General features: G+C 67.2%; 15 protein-coding genes. 4 read left to right on the top strand and 11 right to left on the bottom strand.

Annotated elements, in window-relative coordinates; all coding sequences use genetic code 11:
* Positions 1-190 precede the first annotated feature (190 nt).
* The 6 genes from E3O47_RS03090 to E3O47_RS03065 all read right to left on the bottom strand — a co-directional run bounded on the left by E3O47_RS03090 (position 191) and on the right by E3O47_RS03065 (position 8,363).
* A complete protein-coding gene (locus E3O47_RS03090; RefSeq protein WP_134419478.1) occupies positions 191-1,345 on the bottom strand; it encodes a cystathionine gamma-synthase in 1,155 nt (384 codons plus the stop codon).
* Between the two features lie 23 nt (positions 1,346-1,368).
* Complete coding sequence (locus E3O47_RS03085) at positions 1,369-2,733, bottom strand: cystathionine beta-synthase (RefSeq protein WP_134401034.1); 1,365 nt, start codon at positions 2,731-2,733, stop codon at positions 1,369-1,371.
* Positions 2,734-2,743: 10 nt separating this feature from the next.
* Positions 2,744-4,684: an ABC transporter ATP-binding protein gene (locus E3O47_RS03080; protein WP_134371982.1), complete on the bottom strand. Its 1,941-nt coding sequence runs from the start codon at positions 4,682-4,684 to the stop codon at positions 2,744-2,746.
* Positions 4,685-4,786: 102 nt separating this feature from the next.
* A complete protein-coding gene (locus E3O47_RS03075; protein ID WP_134401033.1) occupies positions 4,787-5,761 on the bottom strand; it encodes a carbohydrate ABC transporter permease in 975 nt (324 codons plus the stop codon).
* The gene (locus tag E3O47_RS03070) at positions 5,758-6,891 is read right to left on the bottom strand and encodes a sugar ABC transporter permease (RefSeq protein ID WP_134342291.1); all 1,134 of its coding nucleotides are present in this window, start codon (positions 6,889-6,891) and stop codon (positions 5,758-5,760) included. Before E3O47_RS03070 ends, E3O47_RS03075 begins: the two co-directional genes overlap by 4 nt.
* Before the next feature lie 155 nt (positions 6,892-7,046).
* The gene (locus E3O47_RS03065) at positions 7,047-8,363 is read right to left on the bottom strand and encodes an ABC transporter substrate-binding protein (protein WP_104100774.1); all 1,317 of its coding nucleotides are present in this window, start codon (positions 8,361-8,363) and stop codon (positions 7,047-7,049) included.
* A 313-nt stretch (positions 8,364-8,676) separates the two neighbouring features.
* On the opposite strand from E3O47_RS03065, the gene E3O47_RS03060 reads away from it, so the two are divergent.
* Complete coding sequence (locus E3O47_RS03060; RefSeq protein ID WP_134419477.1) at positions 8,677-9,711, top strand: LacI family DNA-binding transcriptional regulator; 1,035 nt, start codon at positions 8,677-8,679, stop codon at positions 9,709-9,711.
* A gap of 136 nt (positions 9,712-9,847) precedes the next feature.
* Here E3O47_RS03060 and rplL read toward each other — a convergent pair whose 3' ends face one another.
* From rplL to E3O47_RS03040, 4 genes are all read right to left on the bottom strand, one after another.
* The gene (rplL, locus tag E3O47_RS03055) at positions 9,848-10,231 is read right to left on the bottom strand and encodes a 50S ribosomal protein L7/L12 (protein WP_104100772.1); all 384 of its coding nucleotides are present in this window, start codon (positions 10,229-10,231) and stop codon (positions 9,848-9,850) included.
* Between the two features lie 52 nt (positions 10,232-10,283).
* On the bottom strand, positions 10,284-10,799 hold the full coding sequence (gene rplJ / locus E3O47_RS03050) for a 50S ribosomal protein L10 (protein ID WP_104100771.1): 516 nt from the start codon (positions 10,797-10,799) through the stop codon (positions 10,284-10,286).
* Positions 10,800-11,235: 436 nt separating this feature from the next.
* The gene (locus E3O47_RS03045) at positions 11,236-12,744 is read right to left on the bottom strand and encodes a HAMP domain-containing sensor histidine kinase (protein ID WP_241980555.1); all 1,509 of its coding nucleotides are present in this window, start codon (positions 12,742-12,744) and stop codon (positions 11,236-11,238) included.
* Positions 12,741-13,490, bottom strand: a complete 750-nt coding sequence (locus E3O47_RS03040; protein WP_134419476.1) for a response regulator transcription factor — start codon at positions 13,488-13,490, stop codon at positions 12,741-12,743. The genes E3O47_RS03045 and E3O47_RS03040 overlap by 4 nt, the downstream gene beginning before the upstream one ends.
* 235 nt (positions 13,491-13,725) lie before the next feature.
* Here E3O47_RS03040 and E3O47_RS03035 point away from each other — a divergent pair, with 235 nt between their 5' ends.
* The 3 genes from E3O47_RS03035 to E3O47_RS03025 all read left to right on the top strand — a co-directional run bounded on the left by E3O47_RS03035 (position 13,726) and on the right by E3O47_RS03025 (position 17,222).
* On the top strand, positions 13,726-14,343 hold the full coding sequence (locus tag E3O47_RS03035; protein WP_233191382.1) for a YqaJ viral recombinase family protein: 618 nt from the start codon (positions 13,726-13,728) through the stop codon (positions 14,341-14,343).
* Positions 14,344-14,760: 417 nt separating this feature from the next.
* Positions 14,761-15,798, top strand: a complete 1,038-nt coding sequence (locus E3O47_RS03030; RefSeq protein WP_241976743.1) for an NADP-dependent oxidoreductase — start codon at positions 14,761-14,763, stop codon at positions 15,796-15,798.
* Positions 15,795-17,222 (top strand): deoxyribodipyrimidine photo-lyase, encoded by a 1,428-nt coding sequence (locus E3O47_RS03025; RefSeq protein WP_134401030.1) that lies wholly within the window; start codon positions 15,795-15,797, stop codon positions 17,220-17,222. The genes E3O47_RS03030 and E3O47_RS03025 overlap by 4 nt, the downstream gene beginning before the upstream one ends.
* On the opposite strand, the gene E3O47_RS03020 is transcribed toward E3O47_RS03025, so the two are convergent.
* Positions 17,219-17,764, bottom strand: a complete 546-nt coding sequence (locus tag E3O47_RS03020) for a GNAT family N-acetyltransferase (RefSeq protein ID WP_134419474.1) — start codon at positions 17,762-17,764, stop codon at positions 17,219-17,221. The genes E3O47_RS03025 and E3O47_RS03020 overlap by 4 nt on opposite strands.
* Positions 17,765-17,800: the final 36 nt, after the last annotated feature.

Here is a 17,800-nt window from a genome sequence, read left to right as displayed (position 1 = left end):
GTTCCTAGACAGTCAGAAACCTAGACAGGAAGCGGCGTGCGGCCGTTAAGGCGCTCCGAAACACCCACAGATGAAGCAGGAGAGCCAAAATCTCCGTCGAATTCGTTCGAAGCGGAGGTAATCTCCCTGAGCGGCGATGCCGCATCAGCCACGGCAGCCAGGGCCGCCGCGGCTGTACGGATTTATCCGCCTAGACGGCCGCGAGCGCCCGGTCGATGTCGTCGATGAGGTCGGCGACGCCTTCGATGCCCACGGACAGACGGATGATGTTGTCCGCTACTTCGAGTTCAGTGCCGCGAACCGATGCGTGGGTCATCTCGGAGGGGTAGTTGACCAGCGATTCCACGCCACCGAGCGATTCGGCCAGCTGGAACAGCTGCGTGGCCTCGGCGAAGGAACGCGCCGCGGCCGCGCCGCCCACGAAGGAGATCGACAGCATGCCGCCGAAGCCGCTCATCTGCTTCTTCGCCAGCTCGTGGCCCGGGTGCGTCGGCAGGCCGGGGTAGTAGACCCGGTCGATCGCCGGGTGGCCCTGCAGGTGCTCGGCGATCGCCTGGGCGTTGCTGCAGTGGCGGTCCATCCGCACCGAGAGGGTCTTGATTCCGCGCACGGTGAGCCAGGCATCCATCGGGGCCGAGACGGGGCCGGCGGCGAACTGCAGGAACTGGGCCTTCTCGGCGAGCTCGTCGTCGTTGATGATCAGGGCGCCGCCGAGCACGTCGGAGTGGCCACCGAGGTACTTCGTGGTGGAATGCACGACGACGTCCGCCCCCAAGGCCAGCGGCTGCTGTAGCGCGGGCGAGGCGAACGTGTTGTCCACGATCACGGTCACGCCGAAGCGGTGGCCGATCCGGGCCAGAGCGGCGATGTCGCAGACCTTCATCAATGGATTGCTGGGCGTCTCCACCCAGAGGATCTTCGTCTCGCCCGGGATGATGGCCTGTTCGACGGCGGCGAGGTCGCTCATCTCCACGGTGGAGTTGAGGATGCCCCAGGCACCGTGCACCCGGTTGATCAGCCGGTGCGTGCCGCCATAGACGTCGTTGCCGAGCACGATGTGGTCGCCCGGTGCGAGCAGCGCGCGCAGGATGGTGTCCTCCGCGGCGAGCCCGCTGGCGAAGGAGAGGCCGTGCTTTCCGCCCTCCAGCGCGGCCAGCAGGGTCTCAAGCGCGGTGCGGGTCGGGTTGCCGCCGCGGCTGTACTCGTAGCCGCCGCGCAGGTGGCCGATGCTCTCCTGCACATACGTGGACGTCTGGTAGATGGGCGGGATCACGGCGCCGGTCGTCGGGTCGAATTCCTGCCCCGCGTGGATGGCGATGGTGTCGAAGTTTCGTGTGCGAGCCATTGATTCGTCCTTAGTCATGCTGTTCAGGCGCTCAGGTAGGTGAGCAGGTCGTGGCGGGTGATGACGCCGAGGGGTTTGCCGCCGTCGGTGACGAGGAGCGCATCGTGGCCGGCGAAGGCGGCGCGCGCGGCCGCGACGGGCTCGTTCACCCCGATTAGCGGGAGGGAGTCGCCGACGAACTCGCCGACGCGGTCGGCCAGTTTCGCTTCGCCGGAGAAGACGAGTTCCATCAGCCGGCGTTCGTCGACCGCGCCGACGACCTCGCCCATCACCACCGGGGGCTTTTCGGTGAGCACCAGCACCTGGGAGACGCTGGCCTCGGTCATGACTCCGATGGCGTCGTGCACCGTGGCGCTGGGGTGCACGTAGACGAACGGCGGCAGGGCGCCGGTCTTGGACGAGAGCAGGTCGCCGACCGTGTGCCCGGCGGGCGCGTTGCTGAAACCGTAGCTGCGCATCCAGCCGTCATTGAAGATCTTGCCCAGGTAGCCGCGCCCGCCGTCGGGCAGCAGCACGACGATGGTGTCGTCGGCGCCGAGGGTTCTCGCCGCGCGCAGGGCGGCGACGACGGCCATGCCGCTCGAACCTCCGACCAGAATGCCCTCTTCGAGGGCGAGCCGGCGGGTCATCGCGAAGGAGTCGGCGTCGGAGACGGCGATCACCTCGTGCACGACCTCCGGGTCGTAGGCGCCCGGCCAGAAGTCCTCGCCCACGCCCTCGACCAGATACGGCCGGCCGGTGCCACCGGAGTACACCGAGCCCTCCGGATCGGCGCCGATGATGCGCACGCTCTCTCCCGAGACCTCGCGCAGGTACCGTCCGGTACCGGTGATGGTGCCGCCGGTGCCGACGCCCGCGACGAAGTGGGTGATCGTGCCGTCGGTGTCGCGCCAGATCTCGGGCCCGGTCGTCTCGTAGTGGCTGAGCGGGCCGTTCGGGTTGAAGTACTGGTTGGGCTTGAAAGCCCCCGGGATCTCCCGGGCCAGCCGGTCGGACACGCTGTAATAGGAGTCAGGGTGGTCGGGGGCGACGGATGTCGGGGTCACCACAATCTCCGCGCCGTAGGCCGTGAGCACGTTGCGCTTGTCCTCGCCCACCTTGTCCGGCAGCACGAACACGCACTTGTAGCCGCGTTGCTGGGCAACGAGAGCGAGGCCGACGCCCGTGTTGCCCGAGGTCGGCTCGACGATGGTGCCGCCGGGAAGCAGGAAGCCGTCCCGTTCGGCGGCATCGATGATGCGCACCGCGATGCGGTCCTTCGCGGAGCCGCCCGGGTTCAGGTACTCCAGCTTGACCAGCACGGTGGCGCTGACGTCAGCCGTCACCTTGTGCAGCCTGACCAGGGGGGTGTCACCGATGAGGTCGAGAACGGTGTCGGCAATTTTCATCGAGAGTCCTTCATCGAGGGTTCTTCGTCACGGATTCGAGCCGGGTCAACTCTATCGGCGTGAGCGGAGTGGGGGCCGTGGGCGTCGGCGACGTGACCTGCTCCGAGTACAGCCGCGCGTAGACGCCATCGTCTTTGAGCAGTTCGGCGTGGGTGCCCCTCTCTACGATCCGGCCGGCGTCGACGACGAAGATGACGTCGGCGGACACGATGGTCGACAGCCGGTGCGCGATGGCGATGGTCGTACGCCCGCGGGAAGCGGTGTCCAGGGCCGCCTGAACGACGCGCTCGGAGATGGCGTCCAGGGCGCTGGTGGCCTCGTCGAGGATCAGCACCTCGGGGTCCTTGAGCAGCACCCGCGCGATGGCGATGCGCTGCTTCTCGCCGCCGGAGAGCCGGTAGCCGCGCTCCCCCACCAGGGTGTCGTAGCCGGCGGGGAAGGATGCGATCGTGTCGTGGATACTCGCCGACCGGGCCGCGGCCTCGAGCTCGGCATCCGTCGCCTCCGGTTTCGCGTAGCGGAGGTTCTCGGCGATGGTCGCGTGGAAGAGGTAGGTCTCCTGGCTGACGATGCCGATGTGGGAGACGAGGGACTGCTGCTGGAGGCCCTGCACCTCGACGCCGGAGAAGAGTACCCGCCCGGCCGAGGCCTCGTAGAAGCGCGGGATGAGATAGGACACGGTGGTCTTGCCTGCCCCGGACGGGCCGACGAAGGCCGCGAACTGGCCCGGCTCGATCGTGAAGGAGACGTCGTCCAGGGTGGGGCGCGATTCCGCGCCGGCATCCGGGTAGGCGAAGGTGACCCCGTCGAAGGCGACCCGGCCGACGGCCTCGCCGCGGGCCGGCACGGGGGCGGCGTCGGGGGCGTCGCGGATCGCGGGCCGGAGGTCGAGGTACTGGAAGATGCGGGCGAACAGGGCGCTTGAGGTCTGCAGGTCGAGGGCAACGCGCATCAGGCCGAGCAGCGGGAACAGCAGCCGTGACTGCACGGTCGTGAAGGCCACGATCGTGCCCGCCGTGATGTCGGTCGTTCCACTGCCCATCAGCAGACCGGCCACGAGGTAGACGATCGCCGGGATGCTGGAGAGGAAGATGCTCACCGTGGCGAAGAACCACTGGCCGCTCATCTGCTGGCTGATCTGCAACTCGACCTGGTTGGCATTCTCGTCGGCATACCGATGGATCTCGGTCTTCTGGCGGGTGAAGCTTTTCGAGAGCAGGATGCCGGATACGCTCAGCGTCTCCTGCGTGATCGCCGTCATGTCCGAGAGCGACTCCTGCGTCCTGGACGCGATGCGGGCCCGCACCTGGCCGACCCGGCGCTGGGCAAAGACGAGTACGGGCATCAGGATGATGGCGACGATCGCCAGCTGCCAGCTCAGCAGGAGCATCGCGACGAGCGCCGCGATCACGGTCACGGCGTTGCCGAGCAGACTGGAGATGGTGTTGGTGAGCACGCTCGCGACGCCGCCGACATCGTTCTGCAGCCTGGATTGGATGACGCCCGTCTTCGTTCGCGTGAAGAAGCTCAGTTCCATCGCCTGCAAGTGGGTGAACAGCCGCACCCGCAGGGCACCCATCACCGAGTTGCCGACCGTGGCGGTGAGCCAGGCCTGCCAGACGCCGAGCAACTGCGTCCCCAAATAGATGGCGATCATCACCCCCACGAGCACGGCGAGACGCTGCACGTCCGGGCTGCCGCCGGGCGGGAAGAGCCCCTCGTCGAAGGCCCGCTGCACGAGCAGGGGCGGCACGACGGAGAGCGCCGCGCTGATGAATACGAGAACCACGGTGACCGTGAGCTTCGCGCGGTGCGGCGCGAACAGGCCGATGATCCGGCGAAGCAAATTCGGGATGCGCGGGGCCTCGGCGTTCTCGGCCCGCTGCGCCACGACATCTGCGCCGCTTACCCGCCCCCGTCGACCGCCGCCGCCACCGTGCATTCCACTCATGAATTCACTCTAAACTCCCGCGCGGCACACAAATGTGCCCGTTCCGAACACCGGCGGCCCGGGTGGGCGCCAGCGGCGGAACGGGCACAGTCGCTGATGCGGCTAGCCCTTCGTCGAACCGGCCAGCAGGCCGCGCACGAAGTAGCGCTGCAGGGAGAAGAACACGATCAGCGGAACCAGGATCGAGATGAACGCGCCGGCCGTGAGCAGGTGCCAGTCCTGGCCGCGGGTACCGGTGATCTCGGCCAGCAGCTTGGTCATCGGCGCCACCGCACCGTCGGCGAAGATCAGCGCCACGAGCAGGTCGTTCCAGACCCAGAGGAACTGGAAGATGGCGAAGGATGCGATCGCCGGCATGGTCAGCGGCAGCACGATGCGGAAGAAGATCTGCCCGTGACCGGCGCCGTCGACCCGCGCCGCCTCGATGACGTCGGCGGGAATCTCCGACACGAAGTTGTGCAGCAGGTAGATGGCGAGCGGCAGGGCGAACATCGTGTGCGCGATCCACACCTGCGAGTAGCCGCCGGCGTCGCTGATCGAGGAGACCACCGGGAAGCCGAAGACCTCACCCCGCGAGAAGAACTGCAAGAGCGGCACGAGGGCCATCTGCAGCGGAACGATCTGCAGCGCGAAAACCGCGATGAACAGCACGTTCTTGCCGCGGAAGTCGATCCAGGCGAATGCGTAGGCCGCGAGGCTGGCGATGATCAGCGGCAGCAGTGTGGCCGGCAGGGTGATCGCGATCGAGTTGATGAACGCACCGGCCAGATTCAGCTGACTGTTGCCGGCCTGGAGCACATCGCTGTAGTTGTCGATGGTCAGACCCCAGTTCGAGAAGAGCGTCCACCAGCCGGTGGTGCGTACTTCCTGCGCCGGGCGGAAGGAGGAGACGAAGAGCCCGAAGGTCGGAACGGTCCAGAGCACGGCGATCACGAGCGCCGCGATCGTGGCGCCTCGACTGGTCAACCGCTTCTTGGTGCGCTTGGCCGCCACGAACTCCTGACGGCGCTCGCCTCGGCGAGTTTGGCTCTTGGTGTTCTTGTCGACGGGGAGCTCAACCGGAAGAATCGCGCTCATCGGATTTCCCTCTGCTTCTGAATCTGGCGGGCGTTGTAGACGACGATCGGGAGCACGAGCAGGAACAGGATCACGGCGAAGGCGGCGGACCGGCCCTGCTCGAAGTTCTTGAACTGCGTGTACATCTCGTTCGCGATGACGCTGGTGTCGTTGGCGCCTGCGGTCATGGTCCGGACGATGTCGAAGACCTTGAGGGAGGCGATGGAGATCGTCGTCAACACGACGACGAGGGCGCCGCGGATGCCGGGCACCGTGACGTTGGTGAACTTCTGCCAGGCGTTGGTGCCGTCGAGTTCGGCGGCCTCCATCTGCTCGGCAGGCACGCCCTTGATGGCGGCGGAGAGCACGACCATGGCGAATCCGGTCTGCACCCAGATCAGCACGACGATCAGGAAGACCGTGTTCCAGGGTGCGTTGGCGAGGAAGTCGACGGGCTGGCCGCCGAACCACACCACAACCTGGTTGAGCAGGCCGATCTGGTTCTGGTCGGCCGGCCGGGCCGTGTAGACGAAGCGCCAGATGATGGACGCCCCGACGAAAGAGATGGCCATGGGCATGAAGACCATGATCTTGAAGTACTTCTCGCCGCGGCTCTTGTCGATGAAGACCGCATAGGCCAGGCCGGCGATCGTAGACACGAGCGGAGTGATGAGCACCCAGACGATCGTGTTGAGCACCGTGCGGATGGCCTCCGGCTGGGTGAACACCCAGACGAAGTTGTCGAGGCCGATGAACTCGGTTCCGCGGGAGTTCATGAACGCCTGCACCGTTGTCTGGATGGTCGGGATGATGAGTCCGACGATGAGGAGCAGGATAGCCGGAGCGAGGAAGCCGAAGAGCTGGAAGAGGTAGCCGGCGCCGGAGCGTGAGCGGTAGTCGACGATGAAGAAGACTCCGCCGAGAACGGCGGCCGCGGCGATGGCCCACCAGTACGATCCCGCGGCGAGCAGGATGAGCAGCGGGGCGGCGACGCAGACGGCGAGACGGATGACGGTGTAGCCGGTGCCCTTGCGCGGGGCTATCTCGACGACGAACAGGATCGCGGCCACCAGGGCGACGAACGCGAGGATGATGATGGGGACTTGGACCAGGGGCGGCAAGTCAGCCAGCCAGGCAAGGAACGCCGACATATGAAACCTCTCGAGTACGACTGCGGGCTCACAGTTTGCTGGTGGGGCGGAAAACTACCGCCACGGTACACCAGCAGGGGAGTGCGGGTCGCCCCTTTTCAGGAGGACGACCCGCACGGTTGTGGTGCTGTTAGATGAGCTGGTTCCGAATTGAACTAGCTGGAGGGCCAGCCGGCTTCGATGCTGGTGAGAACCTCGTCGGTCGGGGCTCCGTTGATCCAGTTGACCATTCCCTTCCAGAAGGTGCCGGCGCCCACGGAGCCGGGCATCAGGTCGGAGGCGTCAAAGCGGAAGGTGGTCTCCGGGTCCTGAAGGATCTTGATGGCTTCCTGCAGGATGGGGCTCTTCGCGTTGGCCGGGTCAAGACCCGAGTTGGCGCTGATGACTCCACCGAGGCTCACCCGGCTGTTCGCCCAGTCGTCGCTGGAGAGGTACGTCTGAACGGCCTGGGTGTCGGCGTCATCCGCGAATGCGGCGACAATCTCGCCACCACCGGTCACGGCCTGGCTGCCGGCCTCTTCGGCCGGGGTGATGAAAGCCCAGACGTCACCGTCGGGACCGACCTCTCCGCCGGCATCCGTGATGAAGCCGTCGAAGAAGGATGCCTGGTGGTGCAGCGCGCAGGTTCCTGCGGCGAGCGGCGTGGCCACGTCACCGAACGGGGTGCTGTTGATCGAGCGGACATCACCGAACGTGGCGTTGACGTTGGCAGGGTTCAGCAGGATCTCTCCGACGGAGTCGAAGGCGGCCTTGATTGCGGGGTCCGTGAACGGGATCTCGTTGGCAACCCACTTGTCGTAGGTCTCCGCTCCGGCCTGACGCAGGACGAGGTCTTCGACCCAGTCCGTGCCCGGCCAGCCGGTGGCGTCGCCCGAGCCGAATCCGGCGCACCACGGGGCGCTGCCGGTCTTCTCCTGGATGGTCTTCGTCACGGCGAGGAGTTCGTCCCAGGTCTCGGGAACTTCGACACCCCACTCGGTGAACTTAGCCGGGGAGTACCAGATGAAGCCCTTGACGCTGGCCATCAGTGGCGCGCCGTAGAACGTGTCCCCGACGGTGCCGTAGGCCTTCCAGTCCTTGGACCAGAACTCGTCGACGTTGTCTTCGACGGCTTTCGGGGCAGGCTTGAGGAAGTCGCGGCTGGCAAGGTCGGCCATCAGTCCGGGCTGCGGGAAGATCGCGATGTCGGGAGCACTGCCACCCTGGGCGCGGATGGCGATCTGAGCCTCGAACTCCTTTGACGCCTCGTACTGGATGTCGATGTTGTTCTCTTCTTCCCAGGCAGCCCAGGACTTCTCGAGGAGCTTGGCCTCGGTGTCACCGATGGTGCCGTAGACGGAGACGACGCCGTCGCCTTCAGCTCCTGAGTCGGTGTTCGTGCTGCCGGGGCCACCGGAACAGCCGGCCAAGGTCAGACCGGCGATCGCCGCAATGGCAATGGGTGCTGTGATTCGGCGGTGGAATGACCGCATTTTTCCTCCTCGTTGAGTTTGATGAAGATGCGCCGGGGATATCCCCGGACAAACACCCAGGTGCTGCAGGAACAGCTTCTGTGCCGAAAACGATCAGATAAGGAACCGGTTCCACACCACAAGGTACGGTACGCCGGGCCGAATCGCAAGACCAGATTTGTCACGGAATGGCAAAGATCGCACTCCCGCCACGACACCTTCGAAAGTTCGTCCCGCGGGACGTGTCGCATTCCGGCGGATATAATGGAACCGGTTCCAGCGGGCCTGCCAGAGCTGTACAGTGTTGGAAACGGGTCCAAGGGCGGAGGCTGGAATGAGCGCAATTGCGGATGTCGCACGCCTCGCCGGCGTCGCGAAGGCCACAGCCTCCCGTGCCCTGAGCGGTCGTGGCTATGTGTCGGAGCAGACCCGGATCAAGGTCATCGCTGCAGCCAGGGAGATCGGTTACGTCGCTTCACCCAACGCGGCCAGCCTCGTCACCGGCCGAACCAAGAGCATCGGCGTGATCATCCCGTTCATCAGCCGCTGGTTTTTCTCCGAGGTTCTGGAGAGCATGGAACAGGCGCTGCTGGACAAGGGGTACGACATGACCCTCTACAACCTGCCGGCACCCTCACCCGAACGGGAGAGGGTCTTCGAGTACTTCCTCGCGCGCAAACGCTTCGACGGAGTGATCTCGGTCGGTGTGGCGCTCAGCGATGAGGAGGTCACCCTGCTGCACCGTCTGGGCCGCCCGCTGGTCGGAATCGGCGGACCCATCCGCGGCGTGGACACGATCGCCATCGACGACGTTGCCGCGGCCCGGCTCGCCACCGAGCACCTGCTCAGCCTGGGGCACACGGACATCGTGCACATCGGCGGCAGCAAAGAAGACGAGATGGACTTCCAGGTGCACAGCAACCGGCTCACCGGTTTCTACGCCGCCATGAGCGCCGCCGGCCTGCCCACCGAACGCTCGGGCCTGTTCTACGCCTGCGAGTTCACGATGCCGGGCGGCTACGAGGTGGGCCTCGCCGTGTTCGGCGACCCGCGCACCCGCCCCACCGCGGTCTTCGCCGCGAGCGACGAGATCGCGATCGGTTTGATCGTCGCCGCCAGGGAACTGGGTATCCAGGTGCCGGCCGACCTGTCCGTGATCGGGATCGACGGACATCCGTATGCCGATATGTTCCGTCTGACCACCCTCGAGCAGCACCCGCGCACACAGGGCCGGCTCGCGGTGCAGGCCCTCCTGACGGAATTGGAGAACCCCGCTCAGCACGGCGACGAGGATCACCTGACCCGGCTGCCCACGAACCTGGTCATCCGCTCGAGCACCAGCGGCCCACGTCTCACCCACGGGGGCTGACACCGTGCGTCGGGCCTGACGGAACGGGCATAACGACAGAAGGCGCCGCATCCGATGGATGCGACGCCTTCTCTGTGTGGACGGCTTGGGCCGTCACGCCTCTACGAGAAGCAGAGAACCCCTCGCGGGGCCCCGACTACTTGAGGACGGCGGTGGCGCCGGCAGCTTCGAGAGCAGCCTTGCCCTTTTCAGCGGCTTCCTTGGAAACGCCTTCGAGGACGGCCTTCGGCGCGCCATCGACGACGGCCTTGGCCTCGCCGAGGCCCAGGCTGGTGAGCTCGCGCACAACCTTGATGACCTGGATCTTCTTGTCGCCGACAGCCTCGAGGATGACGTCGAAAGCGGACTGCTCTTCGACCTCTTCAACGGGGGCGGCGGGACCGGCAGCGCCGGCAGCGGCGACCGGTGCAGCGGCGGTGACCTCGAAGGTCTCCTCGAACGCCTTGACGAACTCGGAGAGTTCGATGAGGGTGAGGCCCTTGAACTGTTCGAGCAATTCCTCGGTGGAAAGCTTTGCCATGATTTTTCTCCCTATAGTTTCTTAGTTACTCACCGCGATGCCAGGCAGATGCCTAGTTCGCGGACTCCTGCTTCTCACGCAGCGCGTCGATGGTGCGAACAGCCTTCGACAGCGGTGCGTTGAACAGATATGCGGCTCCGAACAGCGAGGCCTTGAATGCGCCGGCCAGCTTGGCCAGCAGCACTTCGCGGGACTCGAGGTCGGCGAGCTTGCCTACCTCTGCGGCGGTGAGCGGGTTACCGTCGAAGTAACCACCCTTCACTACCAGGAGAGGGTTTGCCTTGGTGAAGGCACGCAGGGTCTTCGCAACGGCGACAGGGTCTCCGTGAACGAATGCGATTGCGGACGGACCGACAAGCTCGTCGTCAAACGACGTGATGCCGGCGTTGTTCGCCGCAATCTTGGTCAGCGTGTTCTTCACCACGGCGTACGTGGCGTCCGCACTGATGGAAACGCGCAGCGACTTGAGCTGCGCAACAGTGAGACCGCGGTACTCGGTGAGCAGAACGGCGGTCGAGCTCTGGAATTTCTCCGTAAGCTCGGCGACCGTTGCTTCCTTGTTCGCCATGGCGCTCCTCTTGGTTTCATGTGCCGGTAGCCCGGGGAGCAGACATGAAAAAAGCTCCGGCGCAGGCGCCGGAGCTGGGAACGCATTCCAGTGAATGCAGTCTGACTTCGAATCCTGCGCGGGCCGTTCACGTGAATGAACCTTCGATTGCCAGTGCATTTCTACACGGCAATAACCGGCGGTCTTTGGCTTTCGCCCACGATACGGGATGGTGGAGGCCGGTGCAAATCGGCATCCGTTCACTGCATCCCCGAACCCGCCTCCCGCTGCCTGCTGCCCGCTGCCCGCCTGCGACTCCTGAACCCGACCCTGAACCAATTCGACGGAGATTTTGCCCGAAATGGCCGGTTTCGGGTTCAAAACCTTGTTCTGGAGCAAAATCTCCGTCGAATTCGCATGGCGAACCGGGCAGACCACGCACCGGCACGGGACGGGGTCAGGCGAGCGCGACGGGGAGGGAGACGCGGAAACACGTGAAACCGGGGCGGCTCTCGACCTCGATCTCGCCCTGGTGCGCGGCCACGACCGCGTGGGCGATGGCCAGGCCGAGGCCCGTGCTGCCCGTTCCCCGGTAGCGCGTGCTGTCGCCGCGGGCGAAACGCTCGAACAGTGTGGCCCGGAGGTTCTCGGGGACGCCGGGGCCGTCATCCGTCACTGTCAGGATAACGCGGTCGTTCTGGCGCGCGAGGGCCACGTCGACCGTGGTCTCGGGGGGCGTGTGGATGCGCGCGTTGGCGAGCAGGTTGGCGAACACCTGGTGCAGCCGCGCGGCATCACCGACGATTTCCACCGGCTCGTCGGGCAGCTCCAGGCCCAGCACCCGTCCCGGGCCGGCGGCGTGGGCGTCGCTGACGACGTCCACGATCAGGCTGGTCAGGTCGACCGGGCCGCTGACCAGCTCCCGGCCTTCGTCGAGACGGGCGAGGAGCAGCAGGTCTTCGACCAGGCCGGTCATCCGCACCGATTCCGACTCGATCCGCCCCAGGGAATGCAGCGCGTCCGGCGGCAGTTCCTGGTCGGAGCGGCGGGTGAGTTCGGCGTAGCCGCGGATCGAGGCCAGCGGCGTGCGCAGCTCGTGGCTGGCGTCGGCGACGAACTGGCGCACCTTGCGCTCACTGGCCTGACGTGTTTCGAGCGCCACGTCCACGTGGTCGAGCATGCGGTTCAGCGCCGATCCCACCCGGCCGACCTCGGTGCGGGGGTCGGTGTCGGCGGCCGGTACCCGGTCGACGAGCGAGACCTCCCCACGGTCCAGGGGGAGCTCGGACACCCGCGCCGCCGTCTCGGTCACGCGCACCAACGGGCGCAGGGCAAGCCGCACGATCCAGGTGGCCAGAATCGCGACGATGAGGATGCCGACCAGGGAGACCACCGCAATGATGATGCCCAACTGGGTGACCGTGTTCTGCACCCCGGAGAGCGGCAGGCCCACCAGGTAAAGGGTGCCGTTGCGGGTCGTGTCGGCCCTGACCCGGTAGCTGCCGGCGTCTTCGCCGAGATGCACCGTCACCGCGGTCGATTCCCGCATCTGTTCGGCCAGCAACTGCACCTGCTCACCGGTCAGCTTGGCGATCTCGCCGCTCTCCTCCTCCGTGTAGCCGGCCGTGACGGTCGAGCCGTCGTAGACCAGGGCCAGCGTTCCAGGCTGCTGGGCCGGACCGGACAGAATCATCTGCGCCGTCGGTGTGAAGAGTGCCCCGTTGCCGCCCTCGTCGTCCGCATCCCGGCGCACGTCGATCACGGCGCCTGACCGGTCCGACGCGCTTTGCAGCTGCTGGTCGAGGCCGTCGATCAGGGAGGCACGGAGAATGGCGACGCTGACCATCCCGATACCGATACTGACCAGGGCGAGGAGGCCGACGACGGCGAGCACCAGCCGCCGGCGCAGGGTCCACGGCGCGCGTCGCCGGCGAGCGCCCGGCTCGCGGGGAGAATTCGGGGTCACGAAGCGGTCTTCAACATATAGCCGGCGCCGCGCACCGTGTGGATCATCGGCACGCGGCCGGCGTCGACCTTCTTGCGCAGATAGGAGATGTAGATCTCGACGACGGAGGACTTGCCGCCGAAGTCATAGCTCCACACCCGGTCGAGGATCTGGGCCTTGCTGAGCACCCGCCGGGGGTTGCGCATCAGGAAGCGCAACAGTTCGAATTCGGTGGCGGTCAGCTCGATCGCGTCTCCCCCGCGGAACACCTCGTAGCTGTCCTCGTCGAGGGTGAGGTCGCCGACCGAAATGCGGGGATCCAGGGAGTCGGCCACGGTGAGGGTGGACCGGCGGATGAGCCCGCGGAGCCGGGCGACGACCTCTTCAAGGCTGAACGGTTTGGTGACGTAGTCGTCGCCGCCGGCCGTCAGCCCCTTGAGCCGGTCGTCGAGGGAGTCCTTGGCCGTGAGGAAGAGCTCGGGCGTCTCGTGGCCGTCCGACCGCAGGCGTTGCAACACCTGCAGGCCGTCGAGGTCGGGCAGCATGATGTCGAGCACGATCGCATCCGGCCGGAATTCGCGGGCGATCGTGAGCGCCTGACGCCCCTCGCCGGCCGTGCGCACCTCCCAGCCCTCATAGCGCAGCGCCATCTGGAGCAGATCGGTCAGCGTGGGTTCGTCGTCGACCACGAGCACCCGGATGGCGCTGCCGTCCGCCCTGGTCAGGCGCGGTGCGCGGACCACTCGCTCGTTCTCGCTAGTGCTCATGATTACCAGTATCCGAATGTTGGCTATGAATCGGCTATGCGCAGTCTTGGTCTCTGCTGTGACGCGAAACCGTCATCCGTCCGCTGTCGCCCCGCAGCCATAGCGCGACGGCTGATGCCGCCCGGCGTGGGCAGGCCCGGCGAACAGGCACAATGGAACAGTGACGAACCAGCTGCTCTCCCTGTTCGATGAGGAGGTGCATCCGTCGCCCGTCGATGCCCGGCCGGTGGCGCCCCTGGTCGCCGCGGCGCACCTCCGGCGCATCGTTGCCGATTCCACCGACCGGGTGACCTGGCTGCGGGCCCGCGCCCAGGGGATCACGGCCACGGATGTCGCCAAGCTCGCCACCCCGAAATCGCTGCAGACCGCCGTCTACGACAAGCTCAACGGCAGCAGCTTCAACGGCAACAGCTTCACGGACCACGGGCGCGCCCGGGAGCCCGAGATCGCGGCCTGGGTGCTCGGCCGCTACGGCATCGAGCCCAGCACGGCCCTGTTCCACGCGGCCCACCACCGGCGGCACCTGGCCACCCCCGACGGCGTCGGCACCGGTTCAGGCCAGGGTGCCGGCGGCCTTGAACTGGCCGAGATCAAGACGACGAGCAAGGCCTGGCGCAGCATCCCGCGCTCGTACTTGCGTCAGGTGTGGTGGCAGCAGTACGTGCTCGGCGCCGAACGCACCCTGCTCGTCTGGGAACAGCACCAGGACTTCGTCCCCGTGAATGCCGAGCCCGAGTGCCGGTGGATCGACCGTGACGAAGACCAGATCGCGATCCTGGTGGGGTACGCCAACAACCTGATCGCCCTGCTCAACCAGCAGACCACCTCGGGTCCACCGCCCGCGCAGGCCTGACCGGTCGTCCACCGGTCGTCCACCGGTTTCGCAGCGCGCGGATGCCCGCGGGAAAGCCGCTTGCCGGGTGTCGCAGGCGGCTTTCCCCTCGGCGTCACGCCACTACTGATCGAGCAAGTTCGCGCCGCTTCGGGTGCGGTACGACTTTTTCAGATGAGCCGGGCGGAGTGCTGAGTACTGGCTCGGTGGGGGATGAACCGAACCCAAGAGAGACCGGATGCGGGAAACCAGGGACTCTTCCACACACCGGGGTCGGTCCCCCTTTATGTGGACAGACTATGCGCCTGGCCCCCCTTCCAGCCAGACCTCGCCGCCACCAGATTCGGCCTCTTGCACCCCCAATTCGAGGGACACCGGGATGTGCCGGTTTGTCCCGGTTGTGCCCCGGCGGCGCGCAACCCACGAGAGAATGGGCAGATGGGAAACGCCACGAATCACTCACCGACCATGCGCGCCCTCGTGATCGACCGCCCCGGCCCGGCCGACGAGCTGCACCTGGCCGAGGTGGACGCCCCGATCGCGATTTTCGATGAACTCCTCGTGCGGGTCGTCGCCGCCGGAGTCAACCCGATCGATACCAAAACCAGGGCCGGCGGCGGCGTCACGAAGGCCATCCGCGGCTACCCGGCCGTGCTCGGACTCGATTTCAGCGGCGTCGTGGTCAGCGCGCCCTACGAGGCGTTCCCGCTGCAGCCCGGCGACGCGGTCTTCGGCATCGCCCGCGTGCCCCGCACCCCCGGCAGCTACGCCGAGCTGGTGACCGTCTCCAGCCTGAACGTCACCCGCAAGCCCGTGCGACTCAGCCACGTCGAGGCGGCTGCCGTACCGGTGGCGGCGCTCACCGCGTGGGGCATGGTCGTGGACCTGGCCGCGGCGGCTCCCGGGCAACGGATGCTCATTCACGCCGGCAGCGGCGGGGTCGGCCATTTCGCCGTGCAGTTTGCCAAGGCCTTCGGCGCCCACGTGACCGCGACCGGGTCGACCCGCAACCTTGATTTCCTGCGAGAGCTCGGCGCCGACGTCGTCATCGACCACACCCAGACCCGGTTCGACGAGGTGCTCTCCGGGCTGGACGCGGTGATCGACCTGGTCGGCAATGTTCACGACAACACCGGCACTCGGTCGCTCGGCGTGCTGCGCCCCGGCGGAATCCTGGTGAACGCGCCGACCGGAAGCTGGCCGACCATGGCGGAGGAGGCCGCGGCCGCGGGCATCCGTGCCACCGGATTCAAGGTGGCGCCCTCCGGGCACACCCTCGACGTCATCACCGAACTCATCGACGACGGCGCCGTGCGGGTGCACGTGGACCGGGTGTTCCCCCTCGCAGAAGGCGCGGCGGCGCACCGCCTGATCGAGGAGGGACACACACGCGGCAAGATCGTGCTGCGGGTGACGGATGACCCGACCGGCTCCTCTGCGGACTCCGGCTCCGACTCTGCCGGGCCTCGCTCGTGAGCGGCGACGGCCCGTCCCTCGTCTGGTTCCGCGACGACCTGCGCCTCGCGGACAACCCGGCCCTGCAGGCCGCGCTCGAACGCGGCAAGCCGATCGTGGCCGTGTACGTGCTGGACGAGGAGTCCCCTGCGGTCCGGCCGCTCGGTGGCGCGGCCCGGTGGTGGCTTCACGGGAGCGTGACAGCGCTGGCCGACTCGCTGGAACGCCTGGGCGGCCGGTTGACGCTGCGCCGGGGGCCGGCCGAGGACATGATCATGGCGCTCGCGGCATCCGTCGGCGCCGACGCCGTATTCTGGAACCGTCGCTACGGCGCCGCCGAGCGCGAGGTGGACACCCGGATCAAGTCGGGCCTCACCGCGGCCGGAACGGAGGCCCGCAGCTTTGCCGGCGCGCTCCTGTTCGAGCCGTGGACGATCCAGACCGGCCAGGGGGGCACCTACTCGGTGTTCACCCCCTTCTGGCGGGCGTGCACGGCCGGCCCGCCGCCGCGCGCACCCTACCCCGCACCCGAGTCGATCCCCGGCTTCCCCGGAGAGATCCCCTCCGACGCGCTCGACGGCTGGGGCCTCCTGCCGACCCGGCCCGACTGGGCGGCCGGACTGCGGGGCGCCTGGCAGCCCGGCGAGGACTCCGCTCACCGCCTGCTCGAGACCTTCCTGAGCGAGTCCCTCACCCGGTACGGCGACGAGCGCGACGAGCCGGCCCAGGCGGTCACCTCGCGTCTGTCGCCGCACCTGCGCTGGGGCGAGATCAGTCCATTCCAGATCTGGCATGCAACCGAGCGGGCCCGGATCGGCCTCACCGGGCCCGCCCAGGCCAGTGCGACCCGATTCCTTACCGAGATCGGCTGGCGGGAGTTCAGCTACCACGTGCTGTTCACCAACCCCACCCTCGCCACCGTCAACCTGCGGCCCGAATTCGACGCTTTCCCCTGGCCGAAACTTGACCAGCGCGTGCTCGAAGCCTGGCAGCGCGGCCGCACCGGGATCTCGCTCGTCGACGCCGGCATGCGAGAACTCTGGCGCACCGGCAGCATGCACAATCGAGTGCGCATGGTGACGGCATCGTTCCTGATCAAGAACCTGCTGATCGACTGGCGGCTCGGAGAGCAGTGGTTCTGGGACACCCTCGTCGACGCCGACGCCGCGAGCAACCCGTTCGGCTGGCAGTGGGTGGCCGGGTCCGGCGCCGACGCCGCCCCCTTTTTTCGGGTCTTCAACCCGGAGCTGCAGGCGAAGAAGTTCGATCCAAACGCGGAGTACATCCGTCAGAACGTGCCGGAATACGGCACGGATGCCTACCCGGCTCCGATCGTCGACCTCGGCGAGACGAGACGGGCGGCCCTCGCCGCCTACGAACAGATCAAGGGGATGAAGGAGCAGTCGATCGCGGCCCGCGCGGCCGGGGCGGAGGGCACCGGTTAGAGCGCCCGCTCCAACACGAAGTCGTCCTCGTACCGTTCGCCCACCAGGAAGCGCTTCTCGCCGACCGTGACGAACCCGTTCTTCTCGTAGAAGCGAATGGCCCGCGCGTTCTCCTGGTTCACGCCCAGCCAGCTGCCGGCCGCGCCCCGCGCCCGGGCGGCGTCCATGGTCGCGTTCATCAGGGCCGCCGCCACCCCGCGGCCGTGCGTCTCGGCGCGCAGGTAGCACTTGCTCAGTTCCGCCGTGGGTCGGATCGTGGCTGCCGCCCGCGCATCGTCATCGGCCGGCTCGGCGAATACGAGCATCGTGTAGCCGAGCATGACCCCGGCCGCCCCGGCCTCCCCGGCCACTTCGGCCACGAGAATCAGCCGGTCCGGGTCGGCCAGGTAGGCGTCGAAGTTGCCCTCCGCGAGCACGTCACGCAGGAACGCGGCGATGGCCTCGGCCGAGGTGTGTGGCGGGCAGGCGAGCGCGAAGGTGGCGACGGCCAGCTCGGCCAGCGCCGCGGCATCCGTCGCCGTCGCCGTGCGAATCTCGATCACCGATCCAGCTTATCGACGCCCCCACCAGCCCACCAC

It is taken from the genome of Cryobacterium sp. TMT2-17-1 (genome assembly GCF_004402765.1).
Taxonomy (GTDB): domain Bacteria; phylum Actinomycetota; class Actinomycetes; order Actinomycetales; family Microbacteriaceae; genus Cryobacterium; species Cryobacterium sandaracinum.
Note: the sequence above shows the minus strand (reverse complement) of the source record. Positions and strands in the feature narration are given on the sequence as shown.